17 protein-coding genes and 1 riboswitch are annotated in these 16667 nt (G+C 72.5%); of the genes, 7 read left to right on the top strand and 10 right to left on the bottom strand.

The features are described 5' to 3' along the window. The first annotated feature begins 57 nt into the window (after positions 1 to 57). Positions 58 to 172, top strand: a riboswitch (SAM riboswitch). A gap of 90 nt (positions 173 to 262) precedes the next feature. Together WMI84_RS06340 and WMI84_RS06335 are read left to right on the top strand one after the other, a co-directional pair. Next, positions 263 to 1585 carry a bifunctional o-acetylhomoserine/o-acetylserine sulfhydrylase gene (locus WMI84_RS06340; protein WP_347351407.1) on the top strand — a complete coding sequence of 441 codons (1323 nt, stop codon included), beginning with the start codon at positions 263 to 265 and terminating at the stop codon, positions 1583 to 1585. 130 nt (positions 1586 to 1715) lie between these two features. Beyond that, positions 1716 to 2342: a class I SAM-dependent methyltransferase gene (locus WMI84_RS06335; RefSeq protein WP_347351405.1), complete on the top strand. Its 627-nt coding sequence runs from the start codon at positions 1716 to 1718 to the stop codon at positions 2340 to 2342. Between the two features lie 22 nt (positions 2343 to 2364). On the opposite strand, the gene WMI84_RS06330 is transcribed toward WMI84_RS06335, so the two are convergent. Next, a complete protein-coding gene (locus WMI84_RS06330; protein ID WP_347351403.1) occupies positions 2365 to 3384 on the bottom strand; it encodes an LLM class F420-dependent oxidoreductase in 1020 nt (339 codons plus the stop codon). Between the two features lie 89 nt (positions 3385 to 3473). Here WMI84_RS06330 and WMI84_RS06325 point away from each other — a divergent pair, with 89 nt between their 5' ends. After that, on the top strand, positions 3474 to 3938 hold the full coding sequence (locus tag WMI84_RS06325; protein WP_347351402.1) for a CoA-binding protein: 465 nt from the start codon (positions 3474 to 3476) through the stop codon (positions 3936 to 3938). Positions 3939 to 3976: 38 nt separating this feature from the next. Here the strand turns inward: WMI84_RS06325 and WMI84_RS06320 are convergent, their stop codons facing one another. The 9 genes from WMI84_RS06320 to WMI84_RS06280 form a co-directional block, all read right to left on the bottom strand. Next, positions 3977 to 4399 carry a PIN domain-containing protein gene (locus WMI84_RS06320; RefSeq protein WP_347351401.1) on the bottom strand — a complete coding sequence of 141 codons (423 nt, stop codon included), beginning with the start codon at positions 4397 to 4399 and terminating at the stop codon, positions 3977 to 3979. Then, on the bottom strand, positions 4386 to 4631 hold the full coding sequence (locus WMI84_RS06315; RefSeq protein WP_347351399.1) for an AbrB/MazE/SpoVT family DNA-binding domain-containing protein: 246 nt from the start codon (positions 4629 to 4631) through the stop codon (positions 4386 to 4388). Before WMI84_RS06315 ends, WMI84_RS06320 begins: the two co-directional genes overlap by 14 nt. A gap of 68 nt (positions 4632 to 4699) precedes the next feature. After that, the gene (gene purE, locus WMI84_RS06310) at positions 4700 to 5191 is read right to left on the bottom strand and encodes a 5-(carboxyamino)imidazole ribonucleotide mutase (protein ID WP_347351425.1); all 492 of its coding nucleotides are present in this window, start codon (positions 5189 to 5191) and stop codon (positions 4700 to 4702) included. A gap of 53 nt (positions 5192 to 5244) precedes the next feature. Next, positions 5245 to 6435, bottom strand: coding sequence for a 5-(carboxyamino)imidazole ribonucleotide synthase (locus WMI84_RS06305; RefSeq protein ID WP_347351398.1), 1191 nt, complete (start codon positions 6433 to 6435; stop codon positions 5245 to 5247). Next, on the bottom strand, positions 6428 to 7018 hold the full coding sequence (locus tag WMI84_RS06300; RefSeq protein WP_347351396.1) for a GtrA family protein: 591 nt from the start codon (positions 7016 to 7018) through the stop codon (positions 6428 to 6430). Before WMI84_RS06300 ends, WMI84_RS06305 begins: the two co-directional genes overlap by 8 nt. Before the next feature lie 100 nt (positions 7019 to 7118). After that, on the bottom strand, positions 7119 to 8150 hold the full coding sequence (locus tag WMI84_RS06295) for a HAMP domain-containing sensor histidine kinase (protein ID WP_347351394.1): 1032 nt from the start codon (positions 8148 to 8150) through the stop codon (positions 7119 to 7121). A 4-nt stretch (positions 8151 to 8154) separates the two neighbouring features. Next, positions 8155 to 8835 (bottom strand): response regulator transcription factor, encoded by a 681-nt coding sequence (locus WMI84_RS06290; protein ID WP_347351392.1) that lies wholly within the window; start codon positions 8833 to 8835, stop codon positions 8155 to 8157. Between the two features lie 142 nt (positions 8836 to 8977). Further along, positions 8978 to 10021, bottom strand: a complete 1044-nt coding sequence (locus WMI84_RS06285) for an adenylate/guanylate cyclase domain-containing protein (RefSeq protein ID WP_347351391.1) — start codon at positions 10019 to 10021, stop codon at positions 8978 to 8980. 7 nt (positions 10022 to 10028) lie between these two features. Continuing rightward, positions 10029 to 10904, bottom strand: coding sequence for a biotin--[acetyl-CoA-carboxylase] ligase (locus WMI84_RS06280; protein WP_347351389.1), 876 nt, complete (start codon positions 10902 to 10904; stop codon positions 10029 to 10031). A gap of 23 nt (positions 10905 to 10927) precedes the next feature. Between WMI84_RS06280 and WMI84_RS06275 the strand changes: the two genes are divergently transcribed. The 4 genes from WMI84_RS06275 (at position 10928) to WMI84_RS06260 (ending at position 16258) form a co-directional block, all read left to right on the top strand. Continuing rightward, positions 10928 to 12538 carry an acyl-CoA carboxylase subunit beta gene (locus WMI84_RS06275; protein WP_347351387.1) on the top strand — a complete coding sequence of 537 codons (1611 nt, stop codon included), beginning with the start codon at positions 10928 to 10930 and terminating at the stop codon, positions 12536 to 12538. Continuing rightward, on the top strand, positions 12535 to 12798 hold the full coding sequence (locus WMI84_RS06270; protein WP_347351385.1) for an acyl-CoA carboxylase epsilon subunit: 264 nt from the start codon (positions 12535 to 12537) through the stop codon (positions 12796 to 12798). Before WMI84_RS06275 ends, WMI84_RS06270 begins: the two co-directional genes overlap by 4 nt. 41 nt (positions 12799 to 12839) lie before the next feature. Next, positions 12840 to 14366 carry a protein kinase gene (locus tag WMI84_RS06265; protein WP_347351383.1) on the top strand — a complete coding sequence of 509 codons (1527 nt, stop codon included), beginning with the start codon at positions 12840 to 12842 and terminating at the stop codon, positions 14364 to 14366. A 128-nt stretch (positions 14367 to 14494) separates the two neighbouring features. Continuing rightward, on the top strand, positions 14495 to 16258 hold the full coding sequence (locus WMI84_RS06260; protein ID WP_347351381.1) for a DUF885 domain-containing protein: 1764 nt from the start codon (positions 14495 to 14497) through the stop codon (positions 16256 to 16258). Positions 16259 to 16667: the final 409 nt, after the last annotated feature.

Genomic DNA, 16667 nt, shown 5'->3' with positions numbered 1-16667 from the left:
TCCAGCATGAGGACACGGGAGGGCGGGAGCCCGCTCGGCGGCATACCCTCGGGTCGAGGTCATGAGCGTCAGCGCGAAGCCCCGGCTCGCTGGCCGGCAACCCTCCCACCCGCGGTGGGGTGCCCCGGGTGAGGACCCGGCCGACGACTACCATCGCCGGCAAGCGCGGAGAGACCCCTCCCGCACCGATCAGACCCGTCGGTGCCCCGGCACCGACACCGAGCAACTAGACACACCGAGCAACTGGATACGAGGAAGCACGATGGGTGACACCCGGAACTGGTCCTTCGAGACGCGTCAGATCCACGTCGGCCAGGAGCAGGCCGAGCCGACGACCGGCGCACGCGCCCTGCCGATCTACCAGACGACCTCGTTCGTCTTCCGCGACACGGAGCACGCGAAGAACCTCTTCGCCCTCTCGGAGCTCGGCAACATCTACACCCGCATCATGAACCCGACCCAGGACGCGGTCGAGCAGCGCATCGCCTCCCTCGAGGGCGGGGTCGGCGCCCTGCTGCTCAGCTCGGGCATGTCCGCCACCTTCTTCGCCATCGCGAACCTCGCCGAGGCGGGTGACCACGTCGTCGCGAGCCCCGCCCTCTACGGCGGCACGGTCAACCTCTTCAAGCACACCCTGCCCAAGCTGGGCATCGAGGTCAGCTTCGTCGATGACACGGCCGACCCCGAAGCGTGGCGGGCCGCGGCGCGGCCGAACACGAAGGCCTTCTTCGGCGAGTCGATCGCCAACCCGAAGTCCGACGTCCTGGACATCGAGGCCGTCGCCGCGGTGGCGCACGAGCTCGGCGTGCCGCTGATCGTCGACAACACGATCGCCACGCCCTACCTGCTGCGCCCCATCGAGCACGGGGCCGACGTCGTCGTGCACGCGGCCACGAAGTACCTCGGCGGGCACGGCACCTCGATCGCCGGCGTGATCGTCGACTCGGGCGCCTTCGACTACGGGCAGTACCCGGAGCGCTTCCCCGGCTTCAACCAGCCCGACCCGAGCTACCACGGGCTGGTCTACGCGCGCGACCTGGGCAAGGACGGCGCCTTCGGGGTCAACCTCTCCTTCATCCTCAAGGCCCGGGTGCAGCTGCTGCGCGACCTGGGCAGCGCGATCTCGCCCTTCAACGCCTTCCTCGTCGGCCAGGGCATCGAGACCCTGAGCCTGCGCGTCGAGCGGCACATCGCGAACACCCACCAGGTCGCGGCGTTCCTGCAGGGGCACGACCAGGTCGAGCGCGTGGTCTGGGCGTCCCTGCCCGGCGACCCGAGCTACGAGCTGGCCCGGAAGTACGTGCCCAAGGGCGCCGGCGCGGTCCTGGCCTTCGAGATCAAGGGCGGGCTCGAGGCGGGCCGCAAGTTCGTCGAGGGCCTCACGCTGCACAGCCACGTGGCCAACATCGGTGACGTCCGCTCACTCGTGATCCACCCGGCCTCGACGACGCACTCGCAGGGGCCCGACGAGGACCGCCTCGCCGCCGGGGTGACCCCGGGGCTGGTGCGCCTGTCCGTCGGCATCGAGCACATCGACGACATCATCGCCGACCTCGAGCAGGGCTTCGCCGCCGCCAAGGCCTGAGCGAGACCCTCGACGGGTGGGGTCCGGCCCCGCGTCGGTGGGCGCCCACCCGTCGGCGGCCTGATACCTCGACACGTCACCCCGAGGCGCCCACAATGACCGAGGGTGCCGGCTCGTCGGAAGGCAACGGATGTCGTGGCAGCAGAGGTCGTGGTTCTACACGTTGGCCTACGCGGTCGGCTTCACGCCCTGGGACCGCAGCGACGTCATCCCGGGCCAGGGCGACCAGGTGCTCGGCGTGCTCGCCGAGCAGGAGAACCGCGGGGGCCCTCCGCACGGGCGGGCGGTCGACGTCGGCTGCGGGAAGGGACGCTACTCGATCGCCCTGGCCCGGCGCGGCTGGCAGGTGACCGGCGTCGACGCGGTTCCGAAGGCGCTGGCGCTCGCTCGGCAACGCGCGCAGGAGCACCAGGTGCAGGTCGACTTCGTCGAGGGCGACGTGGGGCGGCTCGAGCAGCTCGTCGAGCCCGGCGTGGACCTGTTCCTGGACGGCGGCTGCTTCCACGGCATGTCCGACGGTGCCCGCGCCCGCGTGGTCCGGGCGGAGAGCGCGATCGCCCGGTCGGGCGCGACGCTGGTGATGGTCGCGTTCCACCCGATGGCTGGTCCCGGCCCGCGGGGCGCCACCCGGGACGACATCGTGGCCGCCTATCACGGGTGGCGCCTCGTCGACGACGTGGCACTCAAGGTTCCGGCGGGCGCGCGGGGCCCCGCGGCGCGGGCGCGGCCGTGCATCTATCGCCTACGCAAGCTGTGACCGCGCCGACGGGGGCGACCCGTCAGCCACCCAGTGCCGGGATGACCTGCGAGGTGAACAGGTCGATGCCGGACCGGTCGTAGGCTGCGTCGAAGAAGTTCGTGATCGCGTAGCCGAGGCCGAGGCCGGCCAGCCCCTGGAACGTCTCGACGATCTGCTCAGGGGTGCCCACGGCGGGGCCCCGGCGCATCGCAGCGACGCTGCGCTCGATCTTCGGCTCGGGGATCCCGCCGCGGCGCAGGGTGTCCGCGTAGAACCTGAAACGGTCGTCCAGCTCCGACTCGGTCTCGGCGATGAAGACGTTGTAGTCGGCCGTCCGGACGATCGCATCGAAGTCCCTGCCGACGTCGGCGCAGTGTCCACGCAGCACCTCGCTCTTGTGGGCGAACACCTCAGGTGTCCCGTCGACGTTGGCGTAGTCGGCATAGCGGGCCACGATCTTGAGGGTGACCTGCTCACCCCCACCGGCGATCCACATCGGTATGCCGTTCAGCTCGCTTCCCGGCAGCACCGTACCCTGCAGTGGCCGCGGGTAGCAGCGGGCCCGCTCGACCTGGTAGTGCTCGCCGTCGAGCGTGGCCTGGCCGGTGGTCCACAGGTCGCGGAAGATCCGAACGCCCTCACGGAGCCGGCCGAGCCGCTCCCGGGGTGGGGGGAACCCGTAGCCGTAGGCACGCCATTCCTTCTCGTACCAGCCGCCGCCGATCCCCATCTCGAGACGCCCACCCGAGATGTGGTCGACCGTCGCCGCCACCTTGGCGAGGTAGGCCGGGTTCCGGTAGCTCATGCAGGTGCACATCTGCCCGAGCCGGACCCGGCTGGTCGTCGCGGCGAAGCCGGCCATCAGCGACCACGCCTCATGGGTGGCCTCCTGGGTCGGTGCCGGCACGGTGTGGAAGTGGTCGAAGACCCAGATCGACTCGAAGGCGTCGCCCTCGTCGACATAGCGTGCCAGCCCGCTCATCGCATCCCACTGCTGCTCGGGCTCGATACCGACCAGGTCCATCCGCCAGCCCTGGGGCACGAAGATACCGAAGCGCATGGACGTCATCCTCGCACGGCTGCCGTCCGCGGCCCGGGCACGTGCTGCCGCTCGAGCGGCCGCCGGGCCAGCGTGTGAGGATGGGACTCATGAGCCTGCACCACAACGACCCAGCCGTGATCCGGGACCTGCTCACGACACCCGCCACCTGGGCCGTGGTCGGGTTGGGGAACAACCCCGACCGCACCGCGTACGGTGTCTCCCGGTGGTTGCAACGCGAGCTGGGCATGCGGCTGGTCCCCGTCCATCCGCGTGCCGCGGTGGTACACGGTGAGCCGGGCTATGCATCCCTGGCGGACATCCCGGACGGCACGAAGGTCGCGGTCGTCGACCTCTTCGTGAACAGCTCGCGGGCGGGCGCCCTGGTCGACCAGGCAATCGCCGAGAAGGACCGCCTCGGCATCGAGTCGGTCTGGCTGCAGCTGGGGGTCGTCGACAACGATGCCGCGACGCGTGCCGAAGGAGCCGGACTGCGGGTGGTCATGGACACCTGTCCGAAGATCGAGCTTCCCCGCATCGCGCACGCGGACCGGGCTGCAAGCGTCATCGACTGACCGGGCGCAGGGCCGGCGCCGGAGCCTGCTCGTGAGGGTCAGGGCCCGATGAACACGTGGTCCACGCCGAGCAGGTCATAGGTCCGGCAGGCACGCAGGTCCCGGGTGAGCAGCCGGAGCCGGTTGGTGCGGGCAGCCTCGCCGACGAGGGCGTCGTAGACGGCCCCGCCGATGATGCCCAGGGACGCCAGCCGGCCCCGCAGCCTGCGACCGGCGTTCACCGACAGCCATGCCACCTGCGGGAAGACGCGCTCGACCAGTGTGGCCGCGTCGGTGGCGTCCACTGCCAGCCGCCCCGGCATCCGGGTGAGCACCGCGAAGACCTCGTATGCGGCATGGCCGGCGAGCGCAGGTCGGTGTTCACGAACGGCCGCCACGCATGGGCCGTGAGCCGCGTGACCCCCGTCGAGCGCGGCCACGGCGACGCTCGTGTCGACCGCCCAGCCGTCAGCGTTGGCCATCGGCGCGCCAGGCCTGGACGTCGGCGTCGGTCACCGTCATGCCGCGCACGGCCTCGATCACCGGCCAGCCGTCGACCTCGATGACACGCCTGGCGGGACGGCGAACGGGGGTCAGGAGCAGGCCGTCACCGGTCAACGTCACCTCGAGCTGGACGTCGGGCCCGAGCCCGAGCTGGTCCCGGGCCTCCTTCGGGATGACCACCCGGCCCGCCTTGTCCAAGGATGCCAGCATGGCATCCACTTTACCATTTGGACAGGATCCGGGCCGGTGCACCGGCGGGCCGTCGGCCCGACGGGTGTTCAGATGCCGCGGGCGACCTCGGCGCGCAACGAGACGCCCTTGGCCCGGGCCTGGTGGCGCAGTCCGGACTGGAACGAGCCCATCGCCTGCCGCACGCGGCGCCCCATCTCGTCGCCGGACGACCCGATGATCCGCGCCGCCAGCAACCCCGCATTGCGAGCGCCCCCGATCGAGACCGTCGCGACGGGCACGCCGCCCGGCATCTGCACGATCGAGAGCAGCGAGTCCATCCCGTCGAGGTACTTCAACGGCACCGGGACACCGATCACCGGCAACGGCGTCACCGACGCCAGCATCCCGGGCAGGTGGGCTGCCCCCCCGGCACCGGCCACCACGACCCGGAGCCCTCGCTGCGCCGCCTGCTGTCCGTAGGCGATCATCTCCTCGGGCATCCGGTGCGCGGACACGACGTCCGCCTCGAAGGGGATCCCGAACTCCTGCAGGGCCCGGGCCGCCTCGCGCATGACGGGCCAGTCGCTGTCGCTGCCCATCACGATGCCGACCACCGGGTCGCCGGACCGGCCGGCCCCCTCGTCCACGTCACTCACTCGTGCACCGTTCCTCTCAAGTAGTCAGCCGCATGTCCGGCGCGGGCCCGGGCCGCCGCCAGGTCGTCGGAGCTGACGTTGACGTGTCCGATCTTGCGGCTGGGCCGTACGCCCTTGCCGTACACGTGGATCTTGGCCCCCGGGTCGCGCGCCATGATGTGCCGGTAGGCCGGGTAGAGGCTCGCGTCCTCGCCGCCGAGCACGTTGGCCATCACCGTCCAGGGCGCCCGCGGCCGCGGATCCCCCAGGGGCAGGTCGAGCACCGCTCGCAGGTGCTGCTCGAACTGGCCGGTCACGGCCCCGTCCATGCTCCAGTGCCCGGAGTTGTGCGGGCGCATGGCGAGCTCGTTGACGACGTACCCGGGCGACCCGCCGGCCCGCACCTCGAACATCTCCACGGCGAGCACGCCCGTCACGTCGAGCTCGCCGGCGATCCGCAACGCCGCCTCCGTCGCCACCGCCGCCAGGTCGGGGTCCAACCCCGGGGCGGGCGCCAGCACCTCGGTGCAGATCCCGTCGGTCTGGACCGTCTCGACGACCGGCCACGCGGCCGCCTGGCCCGAGGGGCTACGGGCGACGAGCGCCGCGAGCTCGCGGACGAAGTCCACGTGCTCCTCGACGAGCACCCCCTCCTCGAGGGGTCCCGGTCCGCCCACCCGGGCCAGCCACTCCGCGGCGTCGCCGACCGAGTGGACCAGCAGCACGCCCTTGCCGTCATACCCCCCTCGCGGGGTCTTCGCGACGACCGGCCAGCCGACCTCGTCGGCGAAGCCGGCGAGCTCGTCGGCGGTCCGCGCGACCGTCCACCGCGGACAGGCGATGCCCAGCCCGGTCAGGCGCCGGCGCATCACTAGCTTGTCCTGGGCGTGCCGGAGCGCGGCCGGCCTCGGGTGCATCACGACACCCTCCGCCTCCAGCGCCCCCAGCACCGCCTGGGGGACGTGCTCGTGGTCGAACGTGACGACGTCGCAGGCCGCGGCGAAGGACCGCAGGGCCGCGACGTCGGTGTGCTCCCCCACCGGAGCCGACGGGATCGCGAGCGCCGCTGCGGCATGGGCATCCTCGGCGAGCACGGACAGCTGGATGCCGAGCTCGATCGCGGGCCCCTGCATCATCCTCGCGAGCTGTCCGCCGCCGACGACTCCGACGACCGGGAAACCTCCGGGGGCGCGCTTGGGCTCAGTCACGACGACCAAGGGTAGTCGCCGGGTCGGTGTCCACGTCCGGGCCGCCCGGGGTCGGACGGGGCGCGCGTACCGCCGCGAAGGTCCACACCTTGTTCAGGACGAAGGAGACCGGCGTGACGACCGCGATGACGATCAGCTGGGCCCAGTAGAGCCGGGTCCGCAGCCCGCTCGAGTCGTCCAGGACGGACGACGGCAGCGCGAGGACCGACCCCGGGTGCATCAGCAGGGTCAGCAGGACCAGCCCGATCGCCTGCCCGGTGAGCCCGACGACGAGGAACGGCCAGTACTCCCGCCACCAGGCCTGGTGCTTCCCGCTGCGGAAGGTCCACGAACGGTTGAGCTGGAAGTTCCAGAGGTTGGCCGCCAGGAACGCCGAGGTCGAGTAGACGTGGTACCAGCGCACGTTGAAGTCGGAGAACGCGATACCCACCACGGCGCCGTCCGGGTCGGGTCCCAGCCGTTTGAGCAGGATCAGGACGACCATGTTAACGATGACGCCGGACGCGCCGACCACGCCGAAACGCAGGAACAGCAGCCAGTTGTGCCGGTGCCGCACGAACAGGTAGTCCCGGATCCGGCCCACCTGCCGAGAGTAGCGCCAGCCACGGGAGGCGAGCCCCACGTGCACCCCAGCAGCGGCTCCCGATCGGGGGAGGCGCCCTCGCGACGGACACCACCACAGGTCAGCGGTCGACCGACTCCGAGAGGAAGAGCGCGAACCGGGGCGGCTGGGCCTGGACCAGGTCGAGGCGCCCGCCGTTGGCCTCGGCGAGGTCGCGCGCGAGGGCCAGACCCAGCCCGGTGCTGCCACTCGTGCCGGTGCTCACCGACCGCTCGAAGATGTGCGGGGCCATCGTGGCCGGCACCCCGTCGCCCTGGTCGCTGACCTCGACGATGACCGACGGGCCGGACCGGCGGGCCTGCACCTCCACGGTGCCGCGGCCGTGCACGAGCGAGTTCTCGAGCAGCGTCGAGAGCACCTGGGACAGGCCGACCGGCGTCATGCGGACGAACAGTCCCCGCTCGCCGTGCACGTGCACGGACCGGCGGGCCTGCTCGAAGGCCGGCTGCCACTCGCGCTGGAGCGCGGCGATGACCGAGTCGAGCGAGACGGCCGGGGGCTGGCCGCCGTTGCCGACCCGGCTGCGGGCGAGCAGGTCGTCGACGACCCGGGTGAGGCGCTCCACCTGGGCGATGGCGATCGTCGCCTCCTCCTTGGCGACCTCCGGGTCGTCGGTCTCGGAGATCTCCTCCAGCCGCATGAGCAGCGCGGTCAGCGGGGTGCGCAGCTGGTGTGAGGCGTCGGAGGCGAAGTCACGCTCCTCGGCCAGCGACCGGGCCATGTCGTGCGCCCGGCGGGCGATGACCTCGGAGACCGTGTCGATGTCGGTGATCCCGGTGCGCAGCGGCCGCAGCCGGGCCTGGCCGGCAGCAAGGCGGTGGCTGAGCTCGACGAGGTCGGCCGAGGCGGACGCGACCGCCCGGCGACCCGACATGGTCGCCAGGACGCCGGCGCCCCACGCGACCAGCGCGATGACGACGACGGCGCCCGTCGCCCGGGCCCACCCGGCACCCGGGTCGGCCAGGAACCACGAGTGCAGGGTGGCCGGGTCGAGCTGTCGCATCCACCAGCCGACCCCGGCGAACAGCAGCGCGGCCGTGGCGGCGGCGACACCGGCCCCGAAGGCCACGATGCGGTCGAGTCTGGGTTGCACGTGCTCACTCGGCGGCAGGCTGGTCGAACCGGAAGCCGACCCCGCGGACGGTCGCGATGTAGCGCGGATCCTGCGCGCCGTCACCCAGCTTGCGCCGCAGCACCGAGATGTGCATGTCCAGGGTCTTGGTCGACCCGAGCCAGTGGGTGTCCCAGACCTCGCGCATCAGCTGCTCGCGGGACACCACCCGGCCCTGCTCGCGGACCAGCACCCGCAGGAGGTCGAACTCCTTTGCGGTCAGCTGCAGCTCGTCGTCGTGGAACCAGGCCCGCCGGCCCTCCGGGTCGATCCGCACGGGATCGCCCGAGCTGGGTACCGGCTCGCTCGGCGTGCGCCGCAGCAGTGCTCTGACCCGGGCGAGCAGCTCGGCGAGGCGGAACGGCTTGGTCACGTAGTCGTCGGCACCGGCGTCGAGGCCGACCACGGTGTCCACCTCGTCGGCGCGTGCGGTCAGGATCAGCACCGGGACGGCCCGACCCTCGGCCCGGATGCGGCGGCACACCTCGAGACCGTCGACCTGCGGCAGCCCGAGGTCCAGCAGGACGAGGTCGGGGTTGTCCTTGGCTCCCTCCAGTGCCGCTGCGCCGTCCTCCCGGACGTCGACGTCATACCCCTCCCGGCGCAGCGCTCGGGCGAGTGGCTCGGAGATCGTGGAGTCGTCCTCCGCCAGCAGCACTCGGGTCACAGTAGGGCTCTCCTCTCCGTCCAGCTCCGCAGGATGGGTCCGAGCGAAGCCTACCGAGTGGGTGGGCGTCGGCGCGCGGGCAGAGCTCCCGGCGCCGCTCCCGGGACCGGCACGTCGACCCGTTCGGGGTGCCGGGCGGGACTCACCTCGCGCGCCGGCCGCCACTCGCCGCGCGCCGCAGCACCGAGGGAGTCACCGCGCCGACGCCGCGCAGCACGCGCCGCCGCTTGCCGTGCAGCTCGAAGCCCGACAGCTCCGCCAGCTCGCGGGCGGTCGGTCCGTCGACGAGGACCGTGCCGGTGGGCGCGATCGCGGTCAGCCGGGAGGCCCGGTTGACGGTCGTACCGAACACGTCGCCCATCCGCGAGAGGACCGGCCCGCGAGCCACGCCGACCCGCACGTCCGGCAGCAGGTCGTCCTCGTGGATCGCATCGACCAGGTCGAGTGCGATCGCCGCCGCCGGGGCGGCCGACACCGAGGTGAAGAGCACCTCGTCCCCGACGGTCTTGGTCAGCCGGCCGCCGTGCGCGGTGATCACGTCGGCCGAGAGCGCCTCGAAGCGCTGCACGAGCCTGGCCAGCTCGCGTTCCGACATCTTCCGGACGAGCGCGGAGAAGCTGACCAGGTCGGCGAACCCCACCGACCTGAGCTTGGTCGCGCCGTACTGGGCCGGGTCCGCGTCCGCGATCATCCGGGCCACGGTGGCGCTCAGGTGCCGCCGCCAGGCGTAGACCAGCAGCGGCTCGAGCCGGTCGCTCAGCGCCGCGATCCGCCGGGCGGTCTCGGTGGCCGCCTCGAGCGTCGGCACGGGGTCGGGCGGCTCGGACCCGGGGCGGTCGGCACGGGCCGACAGCTCGTCCTCGACGGCCTCGGCGATGAGCTGGGACTGCCAGCCGGCCAGCCGGTCGGCCGACCTGGCGAAGGCCCGGGCGAGCGACAGCGCGGTCGGCTCGTCCACGGCGCCCTCGCGCACCAGACCCGCCAGCCCGCTGAGCGCGTCGCAGTCGGCCTCGGTGAACATCGGCTCGTCCGTGGTGACCACCGGGAAGCCGAGCGCGTGCCAGAACCTGCGGGCCGAGCGCAGCGACACCCTGGCGCCGCGGCTGACCTCCCGGCCGCGCAGCGCCAGAGGTCGTCCGAGGAGCACCTCGGTGTAGTCCGGCTCCGCGGGGCCCGGCTCCGTCATCCCTCGATCATGCCAGCCCGCCGTCGGGGCGCCGGACGTGCTCGACATCGCCCGCGGCGAAGGCCCGCTGTCCGCCGGGAGTGCGCACCAGCAGCTCGGCACCGGCCCCGATGCCGACTGCGGTGCCGTCGACGGACCTGCCGTCGGAGAGGTGGACGCGCACCCGCCGGCCCAAGGTCGCACAGAGCTGCCGGTATGCCGCCGTGCCGGCCTCGCGCTCGCCCGTGGCCTCCGGGGTGAACAGCCTCCCCAGCTCGCCGAGGTAGGCGATGACCAGGTGCTCGCGCCGCACGGCAGCACCGGCCAGCGCGAGGGAGGTGGCCGTGGCGACGGGCAGCTCGGCCCGCGTCTGGTCGACGTTGACACCGGTCCCGATGACCACCCGGGCGCTCGGCCCGGTGCCGACGAGACCGCAGAGGATGCCGCTGAGCTTGCGCTCGCCGCCGTCGTCGAGCAATACGTCGTTGGGCCACTTGAGCCGTGGGGTCAGCGGGGTGCCGGCGGCTGCCGTGACGGTGCCGACGGCCCGGCTGAGGGCGACCCCGGCCAGCAGCGGGACCCAGGGCAGGTCGCGCGGTCCGGTGACCGGGACCGTGACGGACATCGAGATCGCCGCCCGGTCCGGGACCTGCCAGCCGCGTCCGAGCCGGCCGCGTCCGCCGGTCTGGTGGTCGGTGAGCACGACGCGCCAGAGGCAGCCGGGCACGGTGGGGCCATCCCCGGCCGCCGGGTCCGCCGAGGGCGTCCACCCCGGCGTGCCACGGTGGCGCTTGATCTCGTCGTTCGTGGACGGCAGGCGGGCGTGGAACTCGACCCGGCGCCAGGGCCCGGGCAGCGTGACCAAGGCCGCATCCACCAGGTCCACGTCGAACGGGTTACGCACGCGTACAAGGCTAGGCTGCCGCCATGTCGACGCAGCAGACCCCCGACCTGACCACGACGGCCGGCAAGCTCGCGGACCTCAAGCGCCGGGTCGCCGAGGTCGCCGGGGCCGGGTCCGAGCGGGCCGTGCAGAAGCAGCACGCCCGCGGCAAGAAGACCGCCCGCGAGCGGATCGCGCTGCTCCTCGACGAGGGCACCTTCATCGAGATGGACAAGTACGCCCGGCACCGCAGCACCCAGTTCGGGCAGGAGCAGAACCGCCCCTACGGCGACGGCGTGGTGACGGGCTACGGCACGGTCGACGGGCGGCAGGTGGCCGTGTTCGCCCAGGACTTCACCGTCTTCGGCGGCTCGCTGGGCGAGGTCTTCGGGGAGAAGATCGTCAAGGTCATGGACTTCGCGATGAAGATCGGCTGCCCGGTCGTGGGGCTCAACGACTCAGGTGGGGCCCGGATCCAGGAGGGGGTCGTCTCTCTCGGCCTCTACGGCGAGATCTTCATGCGCAACGTGCGGGCCTCGGGGGTCATCCCGCAGATCAGCCTGATCATGGGCCCCTGTGCCGGTGGCGCGGTCTACTCACCCGCGATCACCGACTTCACCGTCATGGTCGACCAGACCTCGCACATGTTCATCACCGGGCCGGACGTCATCAAGACGGTCACCGGCGAGGACGTCGGCTTCGAGGAGCTCGGCGGCGCCAAGACGCACAACACCAGGTCGGGCGTGGCCCACTACATGGGCACCGACGAGGACGACGCGATCGAGTACGTCAAGGCGCTGCTGTCCTACCTGCCGAGCAACAACATGGAGACCCCGCCGACCTACGGCGAGGGTGAGGCCGACCTCGGCGTGACCGACGACGACCTGTGGCTCGACACGTGCATCCCCGACTCGCCCAACGTCCCCTACGACATCAAGCAGGTCATCCAGCACGTCGTGGACGGCGGCGACGACGGGCCCGACTTCCTGGAGGTCCAGCCGCTCTTCGCCCCCAACATCGTCACCGGCTTCGCCCGCATCGACGGCATGCCGGTCGGGATCGTGGCCAACCAGCCGATGCAGTTCGCCGGCACGCTCGACATCGACGCGTCGGAGAAGGCGGCCCGGTTCGTGCGCACCTGCGACTGCTTCAACGTGCCGGTGATCACCTTCGTGGACGTGCCCGGCTTCCTGCCGGGCACCGCCCAGGAGTGGGACGGCATCATCCGCCGCGGCGCCAAGCTGATCTTCGCCTACGCCGAGGCGACCGTGCCGAAGATCACGGTCATCACCCGCAAGGCCTACGGCGGGGCGTACGACGTCATGGGCTCCAAGCACCTCGGCGCCGACATCAACCTGGCCTGGCCGACCGGCCAGATCGCCGTCATGGGCGCTCAGGGTGCGGTCAACATCCTCTACCGCAAGGAGCTCGCTGCGACGCTGGGCGCCGGTGGCGACGTGGAGGCACGCCGCAAGGAGCTGGTCGACCACTACGAGGAGACGCTGGCCAACCCCTACATCGCAGCCGAGCGCGGCTACATCGACACGGTCATCTCGCCGTCGAACACCCGGATGAACGTGACCCGGGCGCTTCGTGCGCTGCGGAACAAGCGCGAGAGCCTGCCGCCCAAGAAGCATGGGAACATCCCGCTATGACCCGGCGACCCGCGACGAAGCAGCTGGGGCCGGCGGACCGCCCGGACCCCTCCGGCGAGGCCGGCCCCGTGCCGGTGATCCGGATCGCAGGTGGCGCGAGCGCGGAGGAGGTCGCGGCTCTCGTCGCGGTCCTCTCGGCGGTCGGCGGGCCGGGCGGAGGACGTCCGGTGCGACGCTCGGCGTGGGCCGACCCGGCCTGGCACCTGGCCGGACCCGGCGCGGCGACCGGGGGCTGGCGGGCCAGCAGCCTGCCCCGCTGAGATTCGCCTCGGACCGACCGGGTCGCGTATCGTAGTGCCACGTGTCTGCCGATCTGCTGAACCCCACCCGCCTCGCCGAGCGCTACGTGCTGCGCGGCATCATCGCCACCGGCGGCATGGGTGAGGTCCACCTGGCCACGGACGAGCGGCTGGGGCGCGAGGTGGCCGTCAAGGTCCTCGCGCAGCGGCTGACCGGTTCGCCCGAGGCGGTCGAGCGGTTCCGCCGGGAGGCGCTGGCCGCCGCCGGTCTCACGCACCCCAACATCGCCCGGGTCTACGACTACGGCGTCGACGGCAGGAACCACTTCATCGTCATGGAGTACCTTCCCGGGCGCAGCCTCGACCGGCTGCTCCGGGAGCGTGGCCCGCTCGTGCCGGAGCAGGCGGTCGGCATCGCATCGCAGGTCTGCGCCGCCCTCGCCGCGGCCCACCGGGCCGGCATCGTCCACCGGGACATCAAGCCCGGCAACATCATGGTGACTCCCGACGGCACGGTCAAGGTGACCGACTTCGGCATCTCGAAGGCGCTCGGGGCAGCGCCGCTGACCGACACCGGCACCGTGATGGGCACCGCGGCCTACCTCCCGCCCGAGGTCAGCCGGGGCGCGTCCGCCGGCCCCGCCGCGGACCTCTACTCGCTCGGCATCGTGCTCTACGAGATGCTCACCGGCCAGGTCCCGTTCTCCGGCGAGACGCCCGTGGCCATCGCGATGCGCCACCTGGCCGAGGACGTCCCGCCCCCGAGCGCACTGGTGCCCGACCTGCCCCGCTCCCTGGACGCGGTCGTGACCCGGGCCACCAGCCGGAAGCCGGAGGACCGCTTCGCGAGCGCGGAGGCGATGGCCGAGAGCCTTCGACCGGGCCACACCCGCCCGCTGCCGAGCGCGCCCCGGGCCGCCACGACACGGCTGCTGCCGACCCTCCCGCCGGAGCCCACCGCGACCACGCCGGCACCGAGCGTGACGGGCGCCACGGCGGCAAGCACGGCCGGATCCGCTGCCACGGCGCCGGCACCGAGCGTGACGGCCGCCACGGCTGGACCCGCCCCAACCGGGTCGGCACCGGCAGTGACGGCGGTGTCGACGCACCCGATGCCGTCGGCGCAGCCGGTGGCACCGGCCGGCCCGACGGAGCCACCAGTGACCGATCACCGACCGGCCGGCCGCAACGCCCGGCCCGGCCGGAACAGGGTCGCCTGGGTGCTCGGGTCGCTGGTGCTCGTGCTGGTCGTCGCCCTGGGCGCCTCCCTCTTCTCCGGTGGCCTACCCGGCCTGACGACTGCCACGCCACCCACCGGCGCGCCGTCCTCCTCGGCCGCCTCGACCGGAGCGCCCTCGGCCACTGCGGAAGCGCCCCGTCGGGGCGTCGTCCCGAACGGTCTGGTCGGCACCGACCTGACCGATGCCGTGCGGGCGGTCCGGGCCAACGGCCTGAGCTACCAGTGGCGCATGGTCGCCTCCGACGCGCCGCGCAACCAGGTCATCAAGGCCACCCCGGGCCCCGGCACGACGCTCCGGTCCGGCGACACCGTCACGCTGGTCGTCAGTCGCGGCAACCACGCCGGCTGACCGGCCCCCGGCAAGCGACAAGCGGCGAGCCCCTCCCCGGGCGCGCCACGCCCGCGCTGCGGCCACGCCCGTGGTGCAGCCGACCATGGCCACCCCGCCACGCCCCGGGCGCGGGTAGGTTCGGTCGGGTGACCGACAGCACCACGCCCACCCCACCGCCGGCCGAGCGGACCCAGAGCGACGTCGACCGGATCGCCGAGCGTTACCTGGACGGCTTCGCCGAGCTGTCCCCCATCAGCGCCACCTACCTCGGTATCCCGGGCCACGACGAGGACCTCGACGACCTGTCGCCGGCGGGACTCGCCGCCCACAGCGAGCTGCGCCGCCGCGCCCTCGCCGAGCTGCGGGGCGCACTGCCCACCGACGACGTCGACCGGGTCACGATCGCCGCGATGACCGAGCGGCTCGGCCTGGCCGAGGAGCGCCACGCCGCGGGCCTGGAGCAGATGTCGCTCAACGTCATCAGCTCCCCGCTGCAGGAGGTCCGTGACGTCTTCGACCTGATGCCGCAGCAGACCGCGGACGACTGGGTCGTCCTGGCCACCCGCATGGCGCGGATCCCCGCCGCCCTCGAGCAGTACCGGCAGTCCCTGCTCGCCGGACTCGACCGCGGCCTGGTCGCCCCTGCCCGCCAGGTCCGCGAGACCGCGGCGCAGTGCCGCGACCTCACCGCCGACGACGCCTACTTCGCCACCCTCGCCACCGGGGCCACGGTCACCGACGGCGCCGGCGAACCGGCCCTGCTGGAAGGGGCGGCCAGGGACCGGCTCACGGACGCGACGAGGGCGGCGGCAGCGGCATACCACGACATCGCGGACTGGCTCGAGCGCGAGCTGCTCGGCCACGCACCGGAGCCGGACGCCTGCGGACGCGACCGCTACCAGCTCGAGTCGCGCAGCTTCCTGGGCGCCACGGTCGACCTCGAGGAGACCTACCGGTGGGGCAAGGAGCAGCTCGCCGACATCACCGCGCAGATGCAGGAGATCGCCGAGCGGCTCGAGCCGGGGGCGGACGTCCGGCGGGGGGTCGCGATCCTGGACGCGGACGAGCGCTACCGGCTGCACGGCACCGACGCGCTCCGGGCGTGGATGCAGCAGCGGGCCGACGAGGCCATCAGCAGCCTCAAGGACGTCCACTTCGACATCCCCGGCCCGGTCCAGCGCATCGAGTGCTGCATCGCCCCCACCCACACCGGTGGCATCTACTACACCGGTCCGTCCGAGGACTTCAGCCGGCCCGGACGCATGTGGTGGAGCGTGCCCAAGGGCAACACCGAGTTCCGGACCTGGAACGAGCTGTCGACGGTCTACCACGAGGGCGTCCCCGGTCACCACCTGCAGGTGGCGCAGACCGTCTACCGGTCCGGCCTGCTCAACCGGTGGCGCCGGCTCGCGTCGTGGACCTCCGGTCACGGCGAGGGCTGGGCCCTGTACGCCGAGCGCCTGATGGCCGAGCTGGGCTACATGGACGACCCCGGCAACCGGATGGGCTGGCTCGCGGGACAGTCGCTGCGAGCGGCCCGCGTGGTCATCGACATCGGCGTGCACTGTGCCCTGCCCGCACCGGCGGAGGTGGGCGGCGGGCCCTGGACCTACGAGAAGGCGTGGACGTACCTGAGCCGGCACGGCTTCATGGACGAGAAGGTGCTGCGCTTCGAGCTGAGCCGCTACCTCGGCTGGCCCGGACAGGCCCCGAGCTACAAGATCGGCGAGCGGCTCTGGCTGCAGCTGCGCGACGAGGTGCGCCGACGCGAGGGCGCGGCCTTCGACCTGAAGGCCTTCCACCGCCGGGCGCTGGACATCGGCGGTGTCGGGCTGGACACGCTGCGCGCCGCGGTGCTCGGCGAGTCCGCTATTCCCCCGAATACCGCGCGCCATTCGTCAAACCGATGACGGGGCGATCCGCCGTCCACTAAGGTTGCGCTCGTCTCCGCTTCGTCTGTGAGCGTGACAAGCGCCGGCCCTCCCCCGAATCCAGGGGGAGGGCCTACGTTTTGCCCGAGACGCGCGGAATATGTCCGGAATAGTGCCTGGCGGGGCTCGCGACATTAGACCTGAAATGCGTCGACCAGCCGGTTCCGGTGGACGGCCGCACCAACCACCGCCCAACCCGGACGACCGGGCCGGTCAGTCGCTGCCGTCGCGAGCGGACAACCAACCCACGCAGGCGGCCACGGAAGCCAGCGTTCTGACGTTGCCGGGCCGCTCGAACGGCTGTGGGCCTCGTCACACCCATCAAGGCTCGTCAGCGCGATACCCGGGCCCTGAGCTCGTCAGAACCCGGCGCAGCCGGGCCGAGAGT

Source organism: Intrasporangium sp., assembly GCF_039812505.1.
Lineage (GTDB): Bacteria > Actinomycetota > Actinomycetes > Actinomycetales > Dermatophilaceae > Intrasporangium_A.
This window is presented reverse-complemented; position numbering and strand designations above follow the sequence as displayed.

Bases quoted from the DNA above. Each gene is read 5' to 3' on its own strand.
- WMI84_RS06315 (WP_347351399.1), bottom strand. From the start codon at position 4,631: ATGCTGGCATCCTTGGACAAGGCGGGCCGGGTGGTCATCCCGAAGGAG.
- WMI84_RS06275 (WP_347351387.1), top strand. From the start codon at position 10,928: ATGTCGACGCAGCAGACCCCCGACCTGACCACGACGGCCGGCAAGCTC.
- WMI84_RS06285 (WP_347351391.1), bottom strand. From the start codon at position 10,021: ATGACGGAGCCGGGCCCCGCGGAGCCGGACTACACCGAGGTGCTCCTC.
- purE (WP_347351425.1), bottom strand. From the start codon at position 5,191: ATGGGCAGCGACAGCGACTGGCCCGTCATGCGCGAGGCGGCCCGGGCC.
- WMI84_RS06340 (WP_347351407.1), top strand. From the start codon at position 263: ATGGGTGACACCCGGAACTGGTCCTTCGAGACGCGTCAGATCCACGTC.
- WMI84_RS06330 (WP_347351403.1), bottom strand. From the start codon at position 3,384: ATGCGCTTCGGTATCTTCGTGCCCCAGGGCTGGCGGATGGACCTGGTC.
- WMI84_RS06325 (WP_347351402.1), top strand. From the start codon at position 3,474: ATGAGCCTGCACCACAACGACCCAGCCGTGATCCGGGACCTGCTCACG.
- WMI84_RS06320 (WP_347351401.1), bottom strand. From the start codon at position 4,399: ATGGCCAACGCTGACGGCTGGGCGGTCGACACGAGCGTCGCCGTGGCC.
- WMI84_RS06270 (WP_347351385.1), top strand. From the start codon at position 12,535: ATGACCCGGCGACCCGCGACGAAGCAGCTGGGGCCGGCGGACCGCCCG.
- WMI84_RS06335 (WP_347351405.1), top strand. From the start codon at position 1,716: ATGTCGTGGCAGCAGAGGTCGTGGTTCTACACGTTGGCCTACGCGGTC.